General features: G+C 66.9%; 9 protein-coding genes and 1 pseudogene. 5 read left to right on the top strand and 5 right to left on the bottom strand.

Annotation, left to right across the window (positions count from 1 at the left end; genetic code table 11):
• Positions 1-426: 426 nt before the first annotated feature.
• Positions 427-3,276, top strand: coding sequence for a hypothetical protein (locus tag AB0G47_RS29120; protein WP_360775979.1), 2,850 nt, complete (start codon positions 427-429; stop codon positions 3,274-3,276).
• A 302-nt stretch (positions 3,277-3,578) separates the two neighbouring features.
• Here the strand turns inward: AB0G47_RS29120 and AB0G47_RS29115 are convergent, their stop codons facing one another.
• The 4 genes from AB0G47_RS29115 to AB0G47_RS29100 form a co-directional block, all read right to left on the bottom strand.
• Complete coding sequence (locus AB0G47_RS29115) at positions 3,579-4,097, bottom strand: hypothetical protein (protein ID WP_360775976.1); 519 nt, start codon at positions 4,095-4,097, stop codon at positions 3,579-3,581.
• A 116-nt stretch (positions 4,098-4,213) separates the two neighbouring features.
• Positions 4,214-5,695, bottom strand: coding sequence for a hypothetical protein (locus AB0G47_RS29110; protein ID WP_360775973.1), 1,482 nt, complete (start codon positions 5,693-5,695; stop codon positions 4,214-4,216).
• A 55-nt stretch (positions 5,696-5,750) separates the two neighbouring features.
• Positions 5,751-9,626 carry an AAA domain-containing protein gene (locus tag AB0G47_RS29105; RefSeq protein ID WP_360775971.1) on the bottom strand — a complete coding sequence of 1,292 codons (3,876 nt, stop codon included), beginning with the start codon at positions 9,624-9,626 and terminating at the stop codon, positions 5,751-5,753.
• A gap of 6 nt (positions 9,627-9,632) precedes the next feature.
• The gene (locus AB0G47_RS29100; protein ID WP_360775968.1) at positions 9,633-10,064 is read right to left on the bottom strand and encodes a hypothetical protein; all 432 of its coding nucleotides are present in this window, start codon (positions 10,062-10,064) and stop codon (positions 9,633-9,635) included.
• Between the two features lie 637 nt (positions 10,065-10,701).
• Between AB0G47_RS29100 and AB0G47_RS29095 the strand changes: the two genes are divergently transcribed.
• Genes AB0G47_RS29095 through AB0G47_RS29085 form a run of 3 tightly spaced genes read left to right on the top strand, consistent with a single transcriptional unit; the run spans position 10,702 to position 15,909 of the window.
• Positions 10,702-11,124, top strand: a complete 423-nt coding sequence (locus AB0G47_RS29095) for a hypothetical protein (protein WP_360775965.1) — start codon at positions 10,702-10,704, stop codon at positions 11,122-11,124.
• Positions 11,121-13,190, top strand: coding sequence for a DEAD/DEAH box helicase family protein (locus tag AB0G47_RS29090; protein WP_360775962.1), 2,070 nt, complete (start codon positions 11,121-11,123; stop codon positions 13,188-13,190). Before AB0G47_RS29095 ends, AB0G47_RS29090 begins: the two co-directional genes overlap by 4 nt.
• On the top strand, positions 13,180-15,909 hold the full coding sequence (locus AB0G47_RS29085; RefSeq protein WP_360775959.1) for a TerD family protein: 2,730 nt from the start codon (positions 13,180-13,182) through the stop codon (positions 15,907-15,909). Before AB0G47_RS29090 ends, AB0G47_RS29085 begins: the two co-directional genes overlap by 11 nt.
• A gap of 9 nt (positions 15,910-15,918) precedes the next feature.
• On the opposite strand, the pseudogene AB0G47_RS29080 reads toward AB0G47_RS29085, so the two are convergent.
• Positions 15,919-16,057, bottom strand: a pseudogene (locus tag AB0G47_RS29080) (IS110 family transposase); the annotation flags it as partial.
• Between the two features lie 260 nt (positions 16,058-16,317).
• Between AB0G47_RS29080 and AB0G47_RS29075 the strand changes: the two are divergent.
• The gene (locus AB0G47_RS29075; protein WP_360775956.1) at positions 16,318-16,491 is read left to right on the top strand and encodes a hypothetical protein; all 174 of its coding nucleotides are present in this window, start codon (positions 16,318-16,320) and stop codon (positions 16,489-16,491) included.
• The last annotated feature ends 2,465 nt before the right edge of the window (positions 16,492-18,956 follow it).

Genomic DNA, 18,956 nt, shown 5'->3' with positions numbered 1-18,956 from the left:
CAGATCACGCGGGAAGAGGGGGCAAAGACTCGGGAAGATGTTGAGGACCTGCGTGAGAACGTACTCAGTCGCTTGGACGCTCGCACAGACTTCGGTGATGCTCTGCGCACGTTGAGCCCCTGGTCGGCTCAGGAAGCGCGGCGCCTTCACGTGGCGTGGCCAGCCGTAGCGAGAGCGGTCGGGATTCTGTCTGAGGCGGAGGCAGCGCGTGGCTCCGCTATCCAGCAGTGGGCCGATCAGGAGCCAGCGTGGCTGACTGACGCGCCAGCTGAGGCGTTGGGCTGGCTCGGACAGCTTGCTGCCGACTACGACGCACGGGGTGCCTCCCACGTGTTTTTCGAGCGGTGTGTTCGAGAGGGCGGATACCCTCGAGACTTCTTCGTGGCGCGTGCGGCGACGCAGGCGGGATCCGGCACGGAGCAAGAAGTGCGGGACTACCTCGCGGCGCACCATGACGCCTCGTCGCCATTGCTGAGCGGGCTGCTTGCCTGCCTGGACAAGGACTGGGCCGAGGGAATCGAGCAGTTGGGCCGGTGGGAGCCGCATCATGCGCTGGCACAGGCCATGAAGGCCCAGTTTCAAGCCGAGGTACTAATCAAGACGGGGCGACCAGCCGAGGCGCTGGCCAAGTTGCGGGCTGCGGACCAGGAGGGGACGTTCACGGGTGTCGCTGTCAGCCTGGCTGGAGTGTTGCTGCAGCACGCCGTTCACAGCCGCACCTCGAACAGACTGGCGGCTGGTCAAGAGGCCTTTGCCGTGGCGGTCCGAGCCCGCAACGGCCGTCGCATCTGGCACGGGGACAGCGCTGAAGCGGCCGTGCTAGCCGTGCAGGCGGCCGTGCTCAGCGGGGATCTGGCCACGGCGTGGAAGCTGACACAGCCGGAACCCGAAGGTGAGGCCGAGCCGCGGGAGGCGGCCGACCGCCGGATGCAGGAGCAGACCGCTTTGGTGGCGGCCATGACAGGCCGTCAGCAAGAAGCTGAGCAGTTGCTGGCAGACATGACGAACGCCTTTGCGCAGGCCCACGTCAGGGCAGTGATCGCGGAGTCATCTCTCGCAGACGACACCACCACCTCAGAGGTGAAGGCACTGTGGCTTCGAGTCTGGGAAGCCGCGGACAGCGAAGGGGAGCAGCTGACCGCGGCCGCGGGCCTGGCCGCCGCGGGGGCAGATCTGCCCGACCTGAGTCACCTCAGGGCCGATTTCCCTGACCTCGTCGCTGAGATCGAGTTGCTCGCCCGGGCGCTACGGGGCAGTGCCGGAGACGAGTTGGCGCTGCTGCGCGCCAATGTCACCCAAAGCCCAATGATCGTGGTGAAGCTCGCCGCGCGTTACCACCGCAGTGGGAACGTCGTGATGGCGGCCGAGACCCTGAAAGACGGAGCTGATCACTGGCGTGACGCCCGCCTGATGGCTCTGGCCGCAGGGCTGTTCCATGAGGCCAGGGAGTATCCCCTTGCCCGGGAATGCGCCGACGCGGCACTCAGAATGGCCGGGGCCGGCTGGGCGGGGCAGGGCCGCATGTACGCCCTCCTTGTCGAGGCCCACTGGGCCGACGGGCGGCTGGACCGCGCCACGGATGCGGCCACCAGCCTGCTCGCCCTCGATGCTCTGGACCCCGATGCCCGCTGGGCTCTGGTGAAGTGCTATGCCGTCCGGGCCCTGGCTGAACAGGCCTGGCAGACTCTCGCTGAGCACGGGGAGCCGCTGGATCCCCGCAACCGGGATGAAGCACTGCTGTGGGTCGGGCTGGGAGCTAGTTACTCTGCGGACCCGCAGTTCATCGGTCGTGCCCTCACGCTGATGAAGCGTTGGCCGGAGGACGAGGAACTTCTCGGTCGGCTTCTGGGCGCGCTCCATTGGCGTGTCGTGGAACCTGCGGAGCCGTTGCCTGAACAGGAAGCCGAACAACTTCGCGAGGCTACAGCGAGCTACTTGGAGCGCTTCCCGGACAGCACTGTGTTTCGGGCCGTCTCGTTGGGAACGCCGGAGAGCCCTCTCGAAAACCTTGCCGAGGAGCTACGGCGTCACTACGAGAGCACCAGGGAAGTCCGGGAGAAGGCTGCAATCGGTGAACTTCCGGTAGGAATGCTCGCCATGGCCGCGGGCCGGTGCTATGCCGAGACCTGCATGCGCCGTACTGCGGAACGTCCCGTGGTGTACGCCGCTGACCTCCCTTCCGACCCGGCAGAAACACTTGCAGTGCAGGCTGCGCGGACCGGACGGGTCATGCTCGACACCAGTGCGGCCACAACCCTCGCTCTACTGGAGAAGGGCGTGTCCGAGCAGCTCATCGGCTACTCGCAGGCAGTGATGACCACAGACCAGCTTCTGGCTGACGCGCTGCAGGCGAAAGAATCCATCGCGCTGCGGACTGACATGACACTGGCCTGGGATGAGCGAAGCGCCAATCCCGCTGTTCTGACATCGACGCCCAAGCAGCTGGCCGAGCTGCGGTCCACCGCCGCGCGGCTGGTGGAGATCATGCAATCCGCTCCCCGAGTGTCACGACCGGAGCTGCGCAGCCTCCCGCAAATGCCCAGTGGTCGCCGTGGCAAGGCATGGCTGACCGCCCTGGACTATGCCAAGGAACACGGTCACATCGTGTGGTGCGACGACCGGGTCCTGCGCGCTGTCGCACGGTCGCAGGACGTGCCCTCCTTTGGCACGCTGGCTCTCGTCGACGCCTGCCTGCAAAGCGAGCTGATGGCACCCCAGGAGAACCTGGTCATCAAGGCCGAGCTTCTGCGGAACTACTACGTCGACATCCCGTTCGCCGCTGACCTCTACGCGGCTGCGGCGCAGGCTGACGGCTGGCAGGCAAAGGCAGTCGCCGTGGCTTTGTCACGGTCGGGCGCATGGTCCAATGCGCAAGCCACAGCGGCATTTGCTTTGGATGCTGCCTCCCAGATCGTTAGCTCTCTGCCGCATGAGGCCTCGACATGGCTCAGCAACGCTTACGCCGGCCTGCATCGGGCCACGGTGCCCTCGCACCGGGAGCGCAACCTTCAGGTGCTTTGCTGGCAGATCCTTACCCAACCCTGGATTTCGGTGCCGTCGCTCCCGTTCGTGCTGGCTGGCCTGCGCGCTGGCAGGGAGGCAGTAGCTGATACCGATGCCCCGCTGCGGGCCGCCCTCACCCAGTATTACGGCGCCCTCATCGACCAGGTCGACCATGTCACCGCCGCCAGCACGCTTATGGGTCTGTTCGCCCTCACCGACGAGGAGGACAAGGCCATCGCGGCGCGCACTGTGTTGACCTACGGTGCCCGGTAGAGGGCAGGGGGCGGCAGCGCCTAGCAAGGCCGCAGCTTGACGTCTGCACCGACAGCGTGGAAATGGCGCGTCCGATGCTGCGTACGTCAACAGGGCAGGCTGTCCGAGAGAGAAAGGAGCGCGAGTCGATCTGGTTCCTGCTGTGGGCGCATGTCAGAGCAGAGGGGCGGGGCGATGCGTCACCGAGGGAGTCTCCTGAACGGCGTTGTATGTCGAAGACAGCATGGTTGGGCTGTCCGCCTTTGATGTGGGTCGATGATGGCAAGAGTGAGCCGTTGCGGTGGGTGTTGCGGGTGCGGACGTCAGGGGCCATTTTCGGTGGGCAGGCAGTTGCCGGAGGTGAAGAGCTGGGGCCATGCGCTGTTCCCCTGGTAGGCGGCGATGGCCCAGTGGGTGTAATCCCAGCGCTTGTTGGCGTTGTACTCGGCCAGCAGCCTGGGGCAGGCGGTCTTGGTGACGACGTCCTGGAAGTGAGTTTGCTGGGCGCGGCCGGCCAGGGCGCCCGAGCCGTCCTGGGCCCAGACATACATCACCTTTTGGACTGGGTCGAAGCCGAGGGTGATGGCGTCATCGCGGTCGAAGGGCTCCAGGCCGTGTCCCTCGGCAACGCGTGTGTTCCAGGCAGCTGTGATCGCTTTGACCGTGGCGCCGGCGATGCGGATCTCGTCCTTGTCGCTGCTGGGTATCTGGGCGGTGACGATGCCTTCGTCTGTGCCCTGGCGCTGTCCGGCTTCCTCGGTGTAGCAGCCGTCGGTGGCTTTGCCGAAGCCGAGGATGGTGGCCTCGTCCTGGCCGCGCGCCCACGCAGTTCCGGACATCATCTCGCCGCCGTAAGGTCATTTAGCGACCACGACCGAATTCGCCAACGGTGTCCGATGAGGGACATCACCGCTACCGGCCCGCATTGGGTCGGTAGCGGGTTGCACGCGTACAGGCACTACTCGTCTCGGAAAGGTGGAATCTGGCGCATGGCCAGCACTGTGCCGTCCCGGCTGATCGAGACAACGCCGCCCCAGGTGTGGTCCCAGAATTTCCCATGTTCCTTGGCCCTTCTTGCATGGACCTGCTGTCGGTAGGCGGCTATATCGGCCTGCCGTTTGGGCTCTTGCCTGGTGATGAGGGAATCGAGGACGTCGGCGGCGACGCCGGAGAATGCTTGTACTCGTTTGCCGTTGAGCCGAAAGACGTGATCCGTGCCCTCGAATTTCTCGCCCAGCAGAGTGTAGTCCTGGTCCTGGACGCTGCCGGAGGCGGCGTGGGCGAAACCCTGGAAGAAGTCGCTGCCTTGGCGGGTGGTGAGGAGCGCGGCGGTGGATTCGCCGTCCCCGGCGAAGGCCGTCAGGCCGGCGGCTCCGACGCGGGCCAGGACACGCTGGAACCACTCGTAGGCCTTGGGGTCTTTGGGGCCGACTTGGCAGCCGGGCTCGGAGGAGTCGGGGTCCTTGCCTTGTCCTGGTTTGAGGATGCCGATGTCCGGGTTCTTGCCGCCTAGGTCCAGGCCGATGTCGGCGGTGGGGGTGCCGTCGGGGATGTGCAGCCAGCCGCCGGGGCCGTCGGCATGCAGGACGTGGACAGTGAGCGGGTCGGTCAGGGCGATCTCCGTGCTGAACAGCAAGGCCGGGGTTTCGTTCCAGGCTCCGATGTGTACTCCGTCGGCGTGGACGGCTGCGGAGGCGAGCTGTTCGTAGGCCTTCTGTCGGTCGCTGTGGTTGCCTTTGCAGGCGATGGGGATGACGCGTGAGGACTCGCCTGGCTTCCAGACCTCGGCGAAGAATTGCGGACGGTAGGGGTAGCCGACGGTCTTTGTTTTCGCCTTATCACGGCTGGTCAGTGTCCAACCGGCCCGTAGGGCGGTGTCGGCACGGACGAAGGAGATGCTGTGGTCCGGATAGCGGCGGGTGAGGATCTGTTCGCTGACGGCCAGTGCGAATGCGTGTCCCAACTCCTCGGACTGCAACGCCTTGTAGTACATGGCGATTCGCTTGCCCTCGTCGGACAGGCCGAGCAGGTTGCCCTCCTGTGACAGGCCGAGCTGGGTCTCGGTATGGGCACTGAGCGCCTGGCAGTACTTCAGACTGCCCCAGTGCTCGGCCAGTCCGCGTGATGCACCGCGCTGGGACAGCGCCAGCCCGCGGCCCAGGTGGTGCAGGACGTCCCAGAACGTCAACGTCACGGACAGGCCGACCTCCGTGCCGGGGAGCGGTCGCAGCCCTGGTTTGCGCCGCAGAGGCTCGTAGGTCTCTCCCGTCTTGGTCTTGCCCTCCTCCTGCCGCTTCTCGAACGACTCGCGACGCTCCCGTTCCTTGTCGGCTGCAGCCTCGTCAACCTTGCCCACGAGCTCCCGCGTCGAGTGAACCGCTACGGATACCTGCTGCCTGAGACTGTTCAGGATCTCTTCAGTCTTCGGAGTGCTTGCCACGACTGCCCTCCCCACTTCGGATGTCCCGGTCGACCACCGGCGGCCGATCGGTCACTCAGTCGAACAGCGGCGCCAGTGCGTTCGGGCCGGCAAGGATGCGCCAGGCGGGAATACGGATCACGTGTGTGACAGGACCGGCCTTCGCACCCCGGCCGCCAGAAGGAAGTCCGACGAGCAGGCCGGCCCGTTCGTGTACCAGCCGAAGGTGTCGTGCCGGATCACGGTCCGGCCCGGGGCCGGTGTCGACGACTACCGCGGTGTTGCCTTCGGACGAGGTGAACAGCAGGTCGATGTGCTGTCCACCGACCAGTGCATCGCGTTCCAGCTCGACAACATCGCGCGAGGCGAGGACCTGCTGCACGGTGTCGGTGAGATCTCTGCGGCGATGGTCCTGCCGCAGGCGAGCCTCTGGCATGGGAGTTGGCTGCACACCGGTGCGCTGTGTTTGGTCCCACAGGAGCGAGCGTGAGGACAGCAGGTGCGGGAGCCCCGTCTGCTGTTGCCAGTAACGGTGGTTGCCCACGGTGATCAACTGGGATTTGGCGCGGGTGATCGCGACGTTCCAGAGGTTGACCTGGCTTTCCACCCAGTGGGCTGTGCGTGGCGGGGTGTTGGCGGTGGCTACCGGGCTGAGGATCATCACATCGCGCTGACCGCCCTGGAAGGTGTGCACCGTTCCCACCCGGACCCGGTCGCTGCCGATCATGCTCTCCAGGGCGTCCTTCTGGGCACGGAACGGCGTCACCACGCCTACGGTTGCGCTCTCGGGCAGACGGTGAAGCAGTGCCCGCACGATGTCGGCTGCCGCAGTCGCCTCGGAAGGGTTGCGCCAGGACTTTCCTCCTGGGCCGCGTGCCGACTCGCCGGAGGGCACATTCGCCCAGGCCAGTACAGGGGCCACTTCCCCGGTGTCCATGAGATCGACCGCGGGTACCTGCCGGCGAACGTCGGTCATGATCTCCAGCGCACCGGAGTAGCAATGGCCATTGACGATGTCGGCGATTTCCGGGTGGCAGCGGTAGTGCTCGTCGAGCAGCAGTGCACTCTCGCCGTTCTGCGCGGCGGCGTGGTACGAGGAGTGGACGTGGTAGGCGAGTCGCCAGTCCTCCAGCCAGGCCGCGCTCAGCCCCGCCCTGACGCGGGCCTGACGTTCCTGCTCAGGCGAGATGCCGGGGATATGCGTCAGCTGCATCGGATCCCCGATGATCAGGGCCCTGCGGGCGCGGAACAGGAGGGGCAGTACCGCCGCGATGGAGCACTGACTGGCCTCGTCGATGATGACCAGGTCGAAGAGCTTCGGATCAGGCCTCAGCTGGCGCACCGCATGGGTGGTGATCGCCCACCCTTTCAGGTGGTGCAGCAGGTTGAACTGGCTTCGCTGGGTCCCTTTGCGCTGACGCAACGTCTGGAGCCGTTGGTCCAACAGCGATCGCCCGCGCTCGAGCACCTCCGCTGATATGGCCTCGCACAGTTCTGCGGACAGCTGGGCCCGTGTCGTGGCGCAGCCTGAGCGCGCCTGGCGCACGGTCTCCTCGTCGTAGGCGAGCTGAGCCAGTGTGAGGTTACGCACCTGGCGCTCCAGGCCTATCAGATCTGCCAGGTCGTCGAGAACGTCTGAGGCAACGGGTCGTTCCCCCACCCAGGGCGGCAGTTGCAGCGCTGCATCGGTACCAGCAGCCGCAACGAACGCCATCATGGCGCGCGACCGGCGCCAGCGCCCCCACCAGCCGCCCGCCGCTGCCGCCCGGCGGGCCCTCAATTCCCAGCGGGCCAGCGCCGAGAGGTCGCCGGATTGCCAAAACCGTGACAGGAGCGGCACCGGAAGCCCGACCTTTCCGGCCAACTCGGCGCGCTGCGACAGCACCTGGGCCAGTCGTACCTCACCCTCGACCTGCCGTGCGGCCTGGTCGCGCAGTGCGGCGGCGCGCGAGCGGAGGTTGCGCAGTTCACCCGCCACGGTGGCGGAGCCGCGCCCGGGCTGCGCAGGCGGTGTGGACAGCAGTTGTTCGAGCTTCTCGGCTTCCTTGACCAAGGCGTCGACGTTGCCAGTACGCATCAGCAGGCCGGGAGCGATGTCGTCGCAGCGCTGGGAGACGACGTTCACCGCTTCGTTGTTGGTCGACGCCACCAGAACCGACTCACCTGCCGCGACGCAGGTGGCCACCACCGAGGTGACGACCTCACTTTTTCCCGTTCCGGGCGGACCGGTGGCCACGGTCAGGGGCCGCGTCATCGACGAAATGACCACCTGCTCCTGGCTCTCGTTGGACGGCCCTGCCGACACCACGAGAACGGGATCCGTTGTGGACGCGGGGGCGCCGCCGTTCAGAAGAGCGTCCAGTGCCGTACCCGGGATCTCGTCCGTGCGGGTGGAGATGGCCAGGAGATTCTCCACAACGCCGTCGGAGGCGAAGCGCTCCACGCTCGACGGGGCCAGGATCACGGCGGCGTTGTGCGCGCCAGGGCGCAGGGCCTCGTTCACCGAGTCCGCACTCAAGGCGGAGGCGTCGAGCGGTTCAAGCTCCGGAAGTCCCAGGACGTCGAGCAACTCCCGTACGGCTTTGATCATCTGCGCGTCATTGCCGTGCTGCCACGTCGGCTGCCAACGGGCCAGCAGCTGGGCAGCCTCGTCCTCGGAGAGAAGCTCGGTCACCAGCTTGGTGTGCAGCGAAGGAACGCCGCTTGGGCGGAGCACCGCGCGGCCGCTCTCGTCCGGACCCAACTCCATTTGTTGGAACAGCAGCGGGGCGATCGCTACGTCCGTGCGCCGGCTGCCCTTGCCGCGGGAAGGGAGCGTGATGGCGGGATACCCGTACCAGTATTCGTGCTGATCAGCAGCGCGACCTGCCCCGTTCTTCGCCGTGGTGCCGCCTGAGCCGTGCGTACCGGGCAGATTCCTGGGAGCCGACAGTACTGGGCTCAGACCGGATTGAACGGTCTCGGGTCCCTCATCCACCAGGAAGTACTGCGAGTTCCGTCCCGCCCGCCGGTCGGGCAGCATGCTCGCTGCGGCCTGGGCGCTCAGGCACTGTGCGTAATAGCGCAGCAGGCGCTGCCAGTCGTTGGCGTTCTCACGGTCAGCCGCGACCCGCTCGCGAGCTTTGAGGTGAGCGGCCGATGGCGGGGGCGGTTCATGGGGCGGGGCGGGGAAATGGACCGGGCGGGCCACGGACCGGGCGAAGTGCAGCGTGTGGGTGGCGCGGATGGTGGACTTGGTCGGGCGTTGCTCCTCCGGCACACCCTTGCGCACCATCTGCGCGGTCAGATACTCGAAGAGATCCTCCGGAGATATCCAGCCGCTGTCCTTGATCCGCCCGTTCCGCAGTCCTTCGACGATTTCACCGGTGAACCGCGAAGTACCGAGCGTCGATCCTTCGGGAGCCATGGCGGAGGCGGCCTGCAGCGCGTCCGAGGCGGTGATGAAGTAGACGCCGGTGGGGCGCAACAGGGTGCTGCGCTCCGCCTCGTCCGATTCCGAACTCTCCCGGCCCTTGGCATGCCAGCCCTGGACGACGGAACCGCTTGCGCAGCAGTCGAGCAGCACGATTTTGGACGCGGCGCGGCAGGACTGCAGAGTCCGTTCCAGGAATTCCGCCGACACCGCCGTACGGGGAAGATCGGCAGGGTCGCTGTCGCGGGTGAGGAAGTAGAGCTGGTTGTCGGCCTCGCAGAATTCGCCGTGCCCGCTGAAGTACAGCAGTGCGCTCTCACTTTGCTGGCGCTCTTCGAGGAACGACTCGATGGCGTGCAGCATTTCCGCACGCGTCGGGTCCGGCACCATCGCGCAGTCGTTGTACTGGCCGATCTCCGTGCTCTGCAGAACCGCCTGCATGTAGTGCAGATCGGCACGGACCGCTGGAAGGTCGTGATAGTGCTCGCTGGCGTACGCAGAGACGCCGATCAGAAGGGCGTATCGATCGTTGTCGCGCACCCTCGGTCAACCCGCCGTGGAGGTGTCGTCCTGGCACGGCGTGCCGTGAGCCGTGCTCCCGCCTGGCGGCAGGGAACCCTCGGCCAGGAACCGTTCGAGGCGCTCGTCGTCCTCACGCGCCTCGCGGCCCGTGATGCGCAGGGTGGCTCCGTCCGGGCGGGTCGCGATGATGGTGCGCTGAGGGACCTTGGCCAGCCATACCTGGATGCAGGCCGCCCCAAACGAGCCGGCACTCAGGACCAGGCCGACGACCTCCGAGACGTCGCCGCCCTTGTCGGTGCTCACCGAGGGACCGGCCGAGGGCAAGCACACGGAGGCCACCGGATCAGTCTCCGACACCTCGGCCAGCAGTTCGCGGGCGTCGCTGCGAGCCCGCAACGGATCATCGTCGATCACGGAGATCAACAGGCGCGGCAGACCTTTGCTGTCGTTGCTCACGCGTCCCCCTGCGCTGTCAGCTGTCGCCTCAGATGCCTTGGGAACGTACCTGACGGGCTAGCTGAGAAGGTGTGAACTTTCCGGAATCTGCCGGTAGTTGACGCGAAAGCTACTTTGCCTCCGCATACGTCTCAACCGGCGGGCGACCGTCTGCCAGGGGCGCTGACCTGTGGCGATGCTCCGTTCGTTGCATCTGACCTGCTGCTATGCGTCTTTCGCTGCCTCTCAGGAGCGTTCCACGTTAGATAGCCGATTCTTCCCGCATGCTGCCTAAAGAGGCTTGCATGAGGCCGTGAACAGGGCATCGTCGTTGAAATCGCCACTTGCTTCAGCTGGCGGGCATATGGTTCGCGAGGTGGTACTGCCTTGGCGGGGCGCGGGAGACGTGCCAACCGGGGATGCCTAGCAGGGGTGTGGCAGTTAGCTGGCGGCTGAGGCGGCGGAAGCGGGAAGAGCGAGGAACGTGGCGACGTGGTTTGAGCGAATGGCGGCCGTTCCCGGCATGCATTTCCCCGGTAGCCCTGGTGTTGTTCGCGAGGCGCTGCCAGAGGCTCGAGTCCGCCCGAAAGTCTCGTACGGATCACCGATGTGGCCGACTGATGAGGGCACTACGTCGGCAACGCCGGCCAGTCGGCATGTGCCCATAGAGTCGAGCGGAGCGGACCTGGTCGCCCAGGTCTGGGAGGCGCTGGAGCTTCCCGGTGGGGCAATGGATTACCACTTCGTCCTGCAGGGCGCGGTTGACCGCTTGTGGAGCGGCCGGCGCTCCTATCCTGAAGGGCTTGAGCTGCTTGAAGTGTTCGTGCTGCTGGACCTGGAGTTGATGGAGGCAGCCCCTCAGGCGGTGTCCTTCGATACCGGTCCCGTCCCGGAGTCGTTCGTGCATGTGACGTCCGTGTCCCGGCTCATTGTGCTGCTGGAACGCGAAGGCGCTCTCGAAGAAGCTCTTGGCGTGGCACGGCGGTTGGCCCGCTTCGGACAGGGCGAGGACGCGGTGGCCCGGCTGTCGGAGAAGGCCGGTGCGTTGGTGCAGGAAGCTGCGGTTGGCGGGGCTGCATGAGCACGGGACTGCACCAGGTGATCCCTTCGGCCTCCTATCTGGAAGAGGCGTTCTTGCGCTGGGTGCTCACTCCGGCTGCGGAGCGGGGCATCGTGGCGCACGTGCGCAGCCAGCATCCGGTGACGGTCAATGAACGCACCTACCGGCTGGACTACCTGTTCTCAGGCGAGTCGCTGCAACTGGCCGTCGAGTTGGACGGGTTCACCTTCCACAGTGACCGGGGGGCCTTCACCTACGACAGGCTACGGCAGAACGACCTGGCCGCCACGGGGCTGACGGTGCTGCGGTTTTCCTATGATGCGGTGCGCCTGGACACCGCGCGCTGCGTTGCCCAGCTGCAGACGATGCTGCGCCAGGATGCGGCGCTTGCGCCGTTAGTGGTCGCCGTACCGCGCATCGAGGTCCCGGAGATGGCGGGGGATCCCTTGCGGGCGGCCGATCCGCCTCTGGGCGCCCAGCCAACGGCCGGTGGGTCCTACTTCACCGGTGCGCGCGCTTCGGTGGCGCGGGAGCCGTTGCGGGCGTGCCAGGACGAGGCTCTGGCCGCGCTGGCCAACTACTACGCGTCCGGAGGACGGCATGCGGCCACGGTGATGGCGGTCGGGGCCGGCAAGACCGCACTGGGAGTGGCGGCCGCGTTGTCCTTCAGCAGGCGGCGGGCGCTGGTGGTGACTCCGGGCTCGGTCATCCGCGGCACGTTCGCCAAGGCACTCGATCCGGGTACGCCGGGCAATGTTCTGTACGGACTGGCGGGCGGCCCGCTGCTGCCGGGCGCGCGCCCGCCGGCCACGCTGGTCTTGGACAGGGACGACGGGCAGATCAGCCGGGTGAGCAGACAGCGGCTGCTGGCCGCCGATGTGCTGGTCACGAACTTCCACGCGCTGGGTACTGGTGACAAGGTCGGGGACCTGCTGGCCAAGCTGGAGCCGGAGGATGTCGACTTCATCGTCGTGGACGAGGCGCACATCGCGGCCAGCGCCTCCTACCAGCGGCTCTTCGCCCACTTCGAGGGTGCACGCACGCTGCTGATGTCGGCTTGCTTCCAGCGCCTGGACGGCAAACCGATCGACGCCGATGTCGTCTACCGCTACCGGCTGGTGGACTCCGTCGCGGACGGCTCGGCGAAGAACCTGCGTGTGCACCGGTTCGCCCCGGAAGTGGCGACGACGGTCTACGAAGCGGTGTGGCCCGACGGACACCGCGAACAGATCGTGGGCCGTGATGCCTTGCTGGCCGCCCTGGGAGACGAGCGGAAGATGGCTCGCATCGCGGCGCAGTCCGAGGCATCGATCCGGCACGTGATGACCGTGACGCGGGCTTGTTTGGATGCCCAGGCCAAGCTGCTGGCCCCGGTCAAACCCCGGGCGCTGTTTGCGGCGATGGGCGAGGCCCATGCGCAGCAGATCGCCCGGATTGCCGAAGAGCACGGCATCCCCTGCGGCACGCTGCACCACAGCATGTCGGCATCAACGATCAAAGCCACCCGGCGGCGTTTCGAGTCCGACGCGGGAGACCTGCAAGGCATCGTGCAGCTGCGGATGCTCGGCCAGGGCTACGACTTCCCGCTCATCACCGTGGTGGTGCCGGTGCGCCCCTATGGCAGCTTCGGCGAGTTCTACCAGTTCATCGGGCGTGGTGTGCGCGTACTGAGGCATCCCGGCCTGGCTGTCGACCAGCAATACCTGGACGTGGTCTGCCATGCCGAACTCGGCCTGGAGGACCATCTGGAGGCCATGTGCGCGGACAACGACATGGATCCAGCAGTGCTGCTCGACGTCCCGCTGATCGACCCCGCCACGCTGGAACAGGTGCAGGACGGTGACGGCACGGGAGAGGCGGCCTCTGATGGCGCAGTCCCAGGCGGGGTTGATGCGTTCGTGCTGTACGAGCAGGGGCGTGTCGAACAGCGGGTGGTGCACGATCTGGGCCGGGTGGAAGCTCGGCGGGCGGAGCGGGAGATGCAGCTGATGGCCCAGCGCTACGCCGTCTACGCACAAAACACCGCGACGCCGATGCCGTTTGAACATTTCGTCGAGTACATGCGGAGGCTGACCGGTGGCCAGTGACGAGCCGCGCTGGTGGCAGCCTGTCATCGGCGCATCCCCCGAAGACGGGCTTGCCTTGGAGGCGGCTGCCGGGCAGCACCAGCGCTTTGCCGAGCTCGACGCGCTCGCGGCCCGGCTGCTGGCCGCTGCCCTGAGAGGCCAGCGAGTGGCCTCGGTGATCAGAGGCAAAGGACCACAGGCTGCGGACAGCGTTGAAGTGCTTGGGCTCAGCGGGCCGGAGAAGGCCTGGTGCGCAGAAAAGTTCGGAGTGCGGGAGCAACAGCAACGCGGTGCGTGGTACCTGCCGCAGAAGCTCTCCGTGAAGGCAGGAGCAGTCAACCTGCCGCATCTGCTGCGCGAACGCGCCGCCCACGCGGTGACGCTGGCCACCGATGACACCGCCCGGGTCAGCGTTGTGGAGGGCGCGGACGCGGTACTGCTGTGGGCGCTGCTGGTGCCGTTGTTCGAGACATTGCTGGAGCCGGTCCGGGTGCGGGCAACGGGACCGGCCGGGACCGTCGAAGACCAACAGCAACAGTGGTCCGGTATCGAAGAACGCTACCGCCTGCTGGGCCTGGGCCAGGATGCGCTCGAGGAGTTCCGCTTCGGCGGCGGCTGGCACCAACTGGACCGGCGCGGGCAACAACGCGCCCGCCTCCGGCTCCTGGACACCCTCACCACCACTGACCCCCTGCACCTTGTCACCCGTCACCGCATCCAGCAGACCCAGGCACTCATTGCTGGCTTCGCCAAGAAAGCCAAGACCGGTACCGCCCTGGCCAGACGGGTCCTGACCCGGGCACTGCAGCCGGTGGTCTCCGGCTACTTCGCCGGCGACTGGCTGACCGCACTGGACTACCTGCAGGCGCCACCGCACCCGGACGAGGAAGTCATCACCGCGCTGCCCGAGCCGCGCCTGTACGTGGGGATGTCTGCCCAGGCAGCCGGCATGGCCGCCGAGGCGGGCATCCCTGAGGACGAAATCCATGCCATGCTCGCGGCCTTCCTCGGTGGCCCGACCTCCCTTTCCCCCGTCGAAGAACGTGTTGCAGCCCTGCGTGACTGGTGGACAGCCTTCGACCACACGCATGCTGTCCAAAGCCCCGGCATGCGGCCACTATGGGGACTCGTCGACAACGAGCTCATGTCCTTCGCCTGGCAGGACGACCACGGCATCACCCAGCAGCTGTACCGGCAGGTGCTGCCCGCCTCCGCCAACGAGCAGGTGGACCGCCTCTGGCAGTCGTTGACGCTGCAGCGCCACCCTGGTGCCATCGTCAGCAACCCCCGGCCCCACCAGCTGATGGCCCAAACGATCGGCCCCGCCCTGGAGTTCTGGCACGGTGTCGCGCTGACTGGCTGGTTCGTGTGCGAAGGCCCCTACTCCCGCGCCCCTCTGTCCGGTGTGGCCGACTACTACAGCCGTCCCCTCGCCGCGCTGCATGCCGCCGGCTGCCCTGTCTCGCCGGATCTGTTCGAGGAACTGCGCATTGTTGAGCGGCATTTGGGACCGGAGGAGGAGATCGTCCGGGAGCGCAGGGAGCTACCGGTGGACACCGAGATCGGTTCCTTCACCCTGACGATGAGTCACAGCAGCGGCAGCCGCCGCGAAGGCTTCGAGCGGGTGCGTGACATCGTCACCCGCCATCGCCGTGCCTGGACGGAGCAGTATCTCGACGCCTACGTGCAGGGGCGGTGGCGCGCCGCGTTGGAAGACGTTGCCCGTGCCCATCACCGGTTCGTGGCCGCGAAGGGCAAGCCGCCTACCTTGATCCAGTTCGCCCAATTCGCCACCAGCGCGGCCAACCAATGGACCGGCGGTGACCTTGGCGCCCTGTACACCGCGATCGGCGAGCCTGCTGCCGCCCAGCAACAGCGTCCGGCTCGCCTACTGCCGAATGACGGCCACGTCTTCGCCCAGCGCGTCTACACCGCGCTCGGCGGCACCGCCGTCGACAACGACCTCCGCATGAACCAGCCCGAAGAAGCCCAACGGCAGTGGCAGCTCAGCCGCCTGGCCGAGGAAAGCCTGCTCTATGTGCAGCTCTACGAGGCCCTCGGACATCCGCCTACACCTAAACAGTTCGGCGCCCACCGCCTGGCCTGGCCCTGGCCCGGCAAAGAAGCCCAAGGCTGGCCCCTCTTCCAGGACACCCTCGCCGCGCTGACCGGTACCAGCCGACCCGCAGAGGCGTCCGACGCGGATGCGGTCAAGGCTGCCCCAGAGTCCCAGCGCGAGGCCGGGAACGTGCTGGGCAAGGGCGCTAATGCCCATCTCGCATCCGAGCGGGTAATGGTGCGCGTCACCGCCACCGGTACGCCCGTTGATGTCTCCGCCGTCCTACTCACCCGCCACGGCAAGGTCCGCAGCGACCAGGACCTCGTCTTCTATAACCATCCCCACCACGACGGAGTCCGCACCGACGGTGACATCATCACCGCGGAGCTGCCCGAGATTCCCGACGACATCCACATCGTGGCAGTCATCGCCAGCATCGACCTCGAATCCCAGCCCATGGCTGTCTTCGACCAGCACTCCGCATGGCGCGCGGCCATCACCCAACCCTCCGGTGAAAGATGGTCCTTCGAGCCAGCTCCCTTCGTTTCGCGCGAGACCGTTGCCATCGCTGTGGAGGTCTATCGACATGGTTCGGGCTGGAAGGTGCGTGCTGTCGGCCAGGGCTACGACACCGGGCTGGCGGGCTTGGCCGCGGACTACGGCATCAACGTCGATTCCTAGTGCCGTTTGTCAAGCCGCTCGGGCCATCGGTGGTGTGAGCTCATAGCATCGTCTGTCGCGCAGGAGAGCCCAGAGAACGTTGACCCTGGCGGCGGGAGAGCGCCATGACGGCCTGGGTGTGGCGTTTGCCTTTGGCACGTTGTGACCGATGGTTACCGAGTCGGGCCTTAGGAGCACGTGCCGCACGCGGTACGGCCTCCTCTGATGCTGGTCAGGGTGAGTGTGATGTCCGTGCTGCACCTGCAACGGCAGCGCCACCGGTCGGTGGTCTTCCCCGGATAGGGCTCCAACGGCTCGAACCCGGCGGCGCGTGCCTCCGCGGCGGCTGCCGCAGGATCGGTTCGGCCGCCGGATCGGGGGCACTTCTTGCAACCGGTGGTGCCCGACCGGATGGAGGACAGGCGTGTCGTGACTTCGTTTCCACAGGAACAGCGGCAGCGCCAATGGTCCGTGGTGCGGCCGGGGTACGGCTCCAGCGACTCGAACCCGGCAGCTCGCACCTCTGCGGACGCCCGCTCGTCGGTGGCCGAGTTGAGGGCACAGAACCGGCAGCCCTTCGAACCACTGTTGACGTTGGAGTAGGTGGGGCTGGTTTCGCGACCGCATGTGGTGCAGCGGCACCGCCACGGTGTATGGCTGCCTGGGTAGGGTTCCAGTGGTTCGAGTCCGGCCGCGCGCATGGTTTCGCCGGCCTTCGGCGCGTTTGTCGCGGCGCGTTTCGCCTGGGTCTTCTTCGCCCGGCAGACGCGACAGCGCTGGCCCGCGTTACGGACGGCGTTGAACGTCGGACGCCCCTCGTGCCCGCAGGTCAGGCAGCGCGAGGGCCAAGTCGCGTTGGTGCGGCCGGGATACGGTACGAGTGGCTCGTATCCGCAGGCCCGCATTTCGGCGGCTGCGGCCTCCGCGTCGATGAGGACCGCGGTACGGGGTCGGTCGCCGACTCGGGGTGCATAGGGTTCCGTGGCGTTCCGGGTTTCCTCGTCGACCATGGCCCAGACTTCGGCCGCCGGGACGCGGAGCAGGTCTCGGTCCAGCCATTCGGCATGATGTCGCTTGTGAGAAGGGAATGAGCCCGGCCTGGCGCAGGCGGCCCAGCACGGCCTGCTCGACATCGTAGGCAGCCGCGCCGGTGGCGTATTCACGGGCCTGATGCAGTTGCCAGCCCTGGCGTTCGTGTTGGATGAGGCGCGAGGTGTAGCCGGTGCAGGCACCGATGCCGATCTTGACGGCTTGCCACTCCCGGTGGGTGATCACGTAGACCTTCGACGGTCCTGCCAGATCGATGCCGTGGGTGGCGCAGAACTTGCATCCGCCACCAGTACGGATTTTCATGAGGGTCGGGGAGACCTCGTTGCCGCAGGTCGTGCAGCGGCACCGCCACGCAGTGACCGAGGTGGCGTAGGGCTCCAGCGGCTCCAGCCCGGCGGCACGCATGGCAGCCACCGTGATGTCCGGGTCGGTCCTTCTGCCCGCTGCCGCTTTCACGTCCGCGCAGTGCCGGCAGCCTCCCTGACCCGCCAGAATGCCGCCCAGACTCGGTGACGTCTCGCGCCCGCAGCCGTTGCAGCGACAGCGCCACGCCATGTCACGACGCCCCGCGTACGGTTCGAGCGGTTCCAGGCCGGCGGCGCGCATGAGAGCCTCTGCTTCGTCCGCAGGCCAGCGGCGTCGGCCACCCGGTGAGGGAGAGCAGTACGGGCAGGTCCGAAGGCCGCGCTTGAGGTTGCTCAACCTGATCTGGACGTCTCGGCCGCACGCGAGGTGGCGGCAACTCCACAGGCCGCTCGGTCCCGGGTATGACTCGAGCGGCGCCAGGTCGAAATCCTTGGCCTCGACTGCGGCCTGGTCGCCGTCCGTGCGGGGCAGTTCGCGGCGATGCGACCATGCCTGGCTGATGCCCCGCCCGGCGTTCTTGCGCCCGCACGGGCCGCAGCCCCCTTGTCCGCCCTTGATCGACCCATGAGTGGGCGTCCCGATCGTGCTGCAGGTTGTGCAGCGGCACCGCCAGGTGACGTCGGTGCCGGGGTAGGGCTCCAATGGCTCCAGACCCGCCGACCTCATGAGCGCGGCGGCCTGGTTGGGATCGACCGGAGTGTTCGGCGCGCACCATCGGCACGGTCCCCTCCGCGCTTGATGTACGAGTAGCGCGGATTGACCTCCCGACCGCACGGTACGTGTCGGCAGCGCCAAGGCGGTGTCGCCCCGGGATACGGCTCCAGCGGTTCCAAGCCTGCCGAGCGCATCAGCGTCACAGCCTCCTCTGGAGGAATCGGCGCCGTGCCTGAGCAGTAGCGGCAGCCGCCCTGTCTGCCCGCAGCGATGTTGCCCAGCCGCGGTGTTACTTCTCTCCCACACGCTTCATGGCGGCAACGCCAGGGCTTATCACTGCCTGGGTAGGGCTCCAGTGGTTCGAGCCCGGCTTCCCGCATGATCAACACCGGATCGCGCGGATCCTTCCGGGGACGCCCCGTCGCCATCCGGCCTCCTCCTGCAGCGCCCGATATCCGGGGTGAGCATCGCATGCGGCACTGACAACGGCCTTGTTCACGCCGGGAGCTTGGGGGCTGGCCTACTTCGCGGCGTCCTTCCTGTCCGGCCATTTCTGCTGCCTTCTGTCGACGTTTCGGGCGCTGCCTACGGGCATTCGACGGGTCGCTGTGCTGATGAGCGGGCGGCTCGCGGCGGGACGTTCTCCAGCACAATTTGGTCCGCGACTGGTCCGAGTGGAACTCCTCTGGGCGCCAAAGGCTAACGAGAAGTACCTGACTGATTGCATTGGGTAGCTATTGTGTCGGGTTGCCTGGAGCACAACGGTGCCTTCAGGCAACCGACTTCAGGCTCTAGAAGAACCCAAGCTTCTTCGGGCTGTAGGAACAGAGAACGTTCTTCGTCTCCTGGTGGTACAGGAAGCGCGACCTGTTTGATCTGGGGAACCGACCGTTGTGGGGGTCTCGGTTGGCATCGTGGTCCGGGAATGGTCCGGATCTTGGTCGACTCGCAAGAAGGCACGCCTGCCGCTGGTAGCCCCATGTGCGGACCAACAAGTC

Source organism: Streptomyces sp. NPDC021622 (assembly GCF_040640795.1).
In the GTDB taxonomy this organism is placed as follows: domain Bacteria; phylum Actinomycetota; class Actinomycetes; order Streptomycetales; family Streptomycetaceae; genus Streptomyces.
The sequence above is the reverse complement of the archived record's forward strand: the minus strand, read 5'-3'. Positions and strand labels throughout refer to the sequence as shown.

Bases quoted from the DNA above. Each gene is read 5' to 3' on its own strand.
- AB0G47_RS29115 (WP_360775976.1), bottom strand. From the start codon at position 4,097: ATGATGTCCGGAACTGCGTGGGCGCGCGGCCAGGACGAGGCCACCATC.
- AB0G47_RS29090 (WP_360775962.1), top strand. From the start codon at position 11,121: ATGAGCACGGGACTGCACCAGGTGATCCCTTCGGCCTCCTATCTGGAA.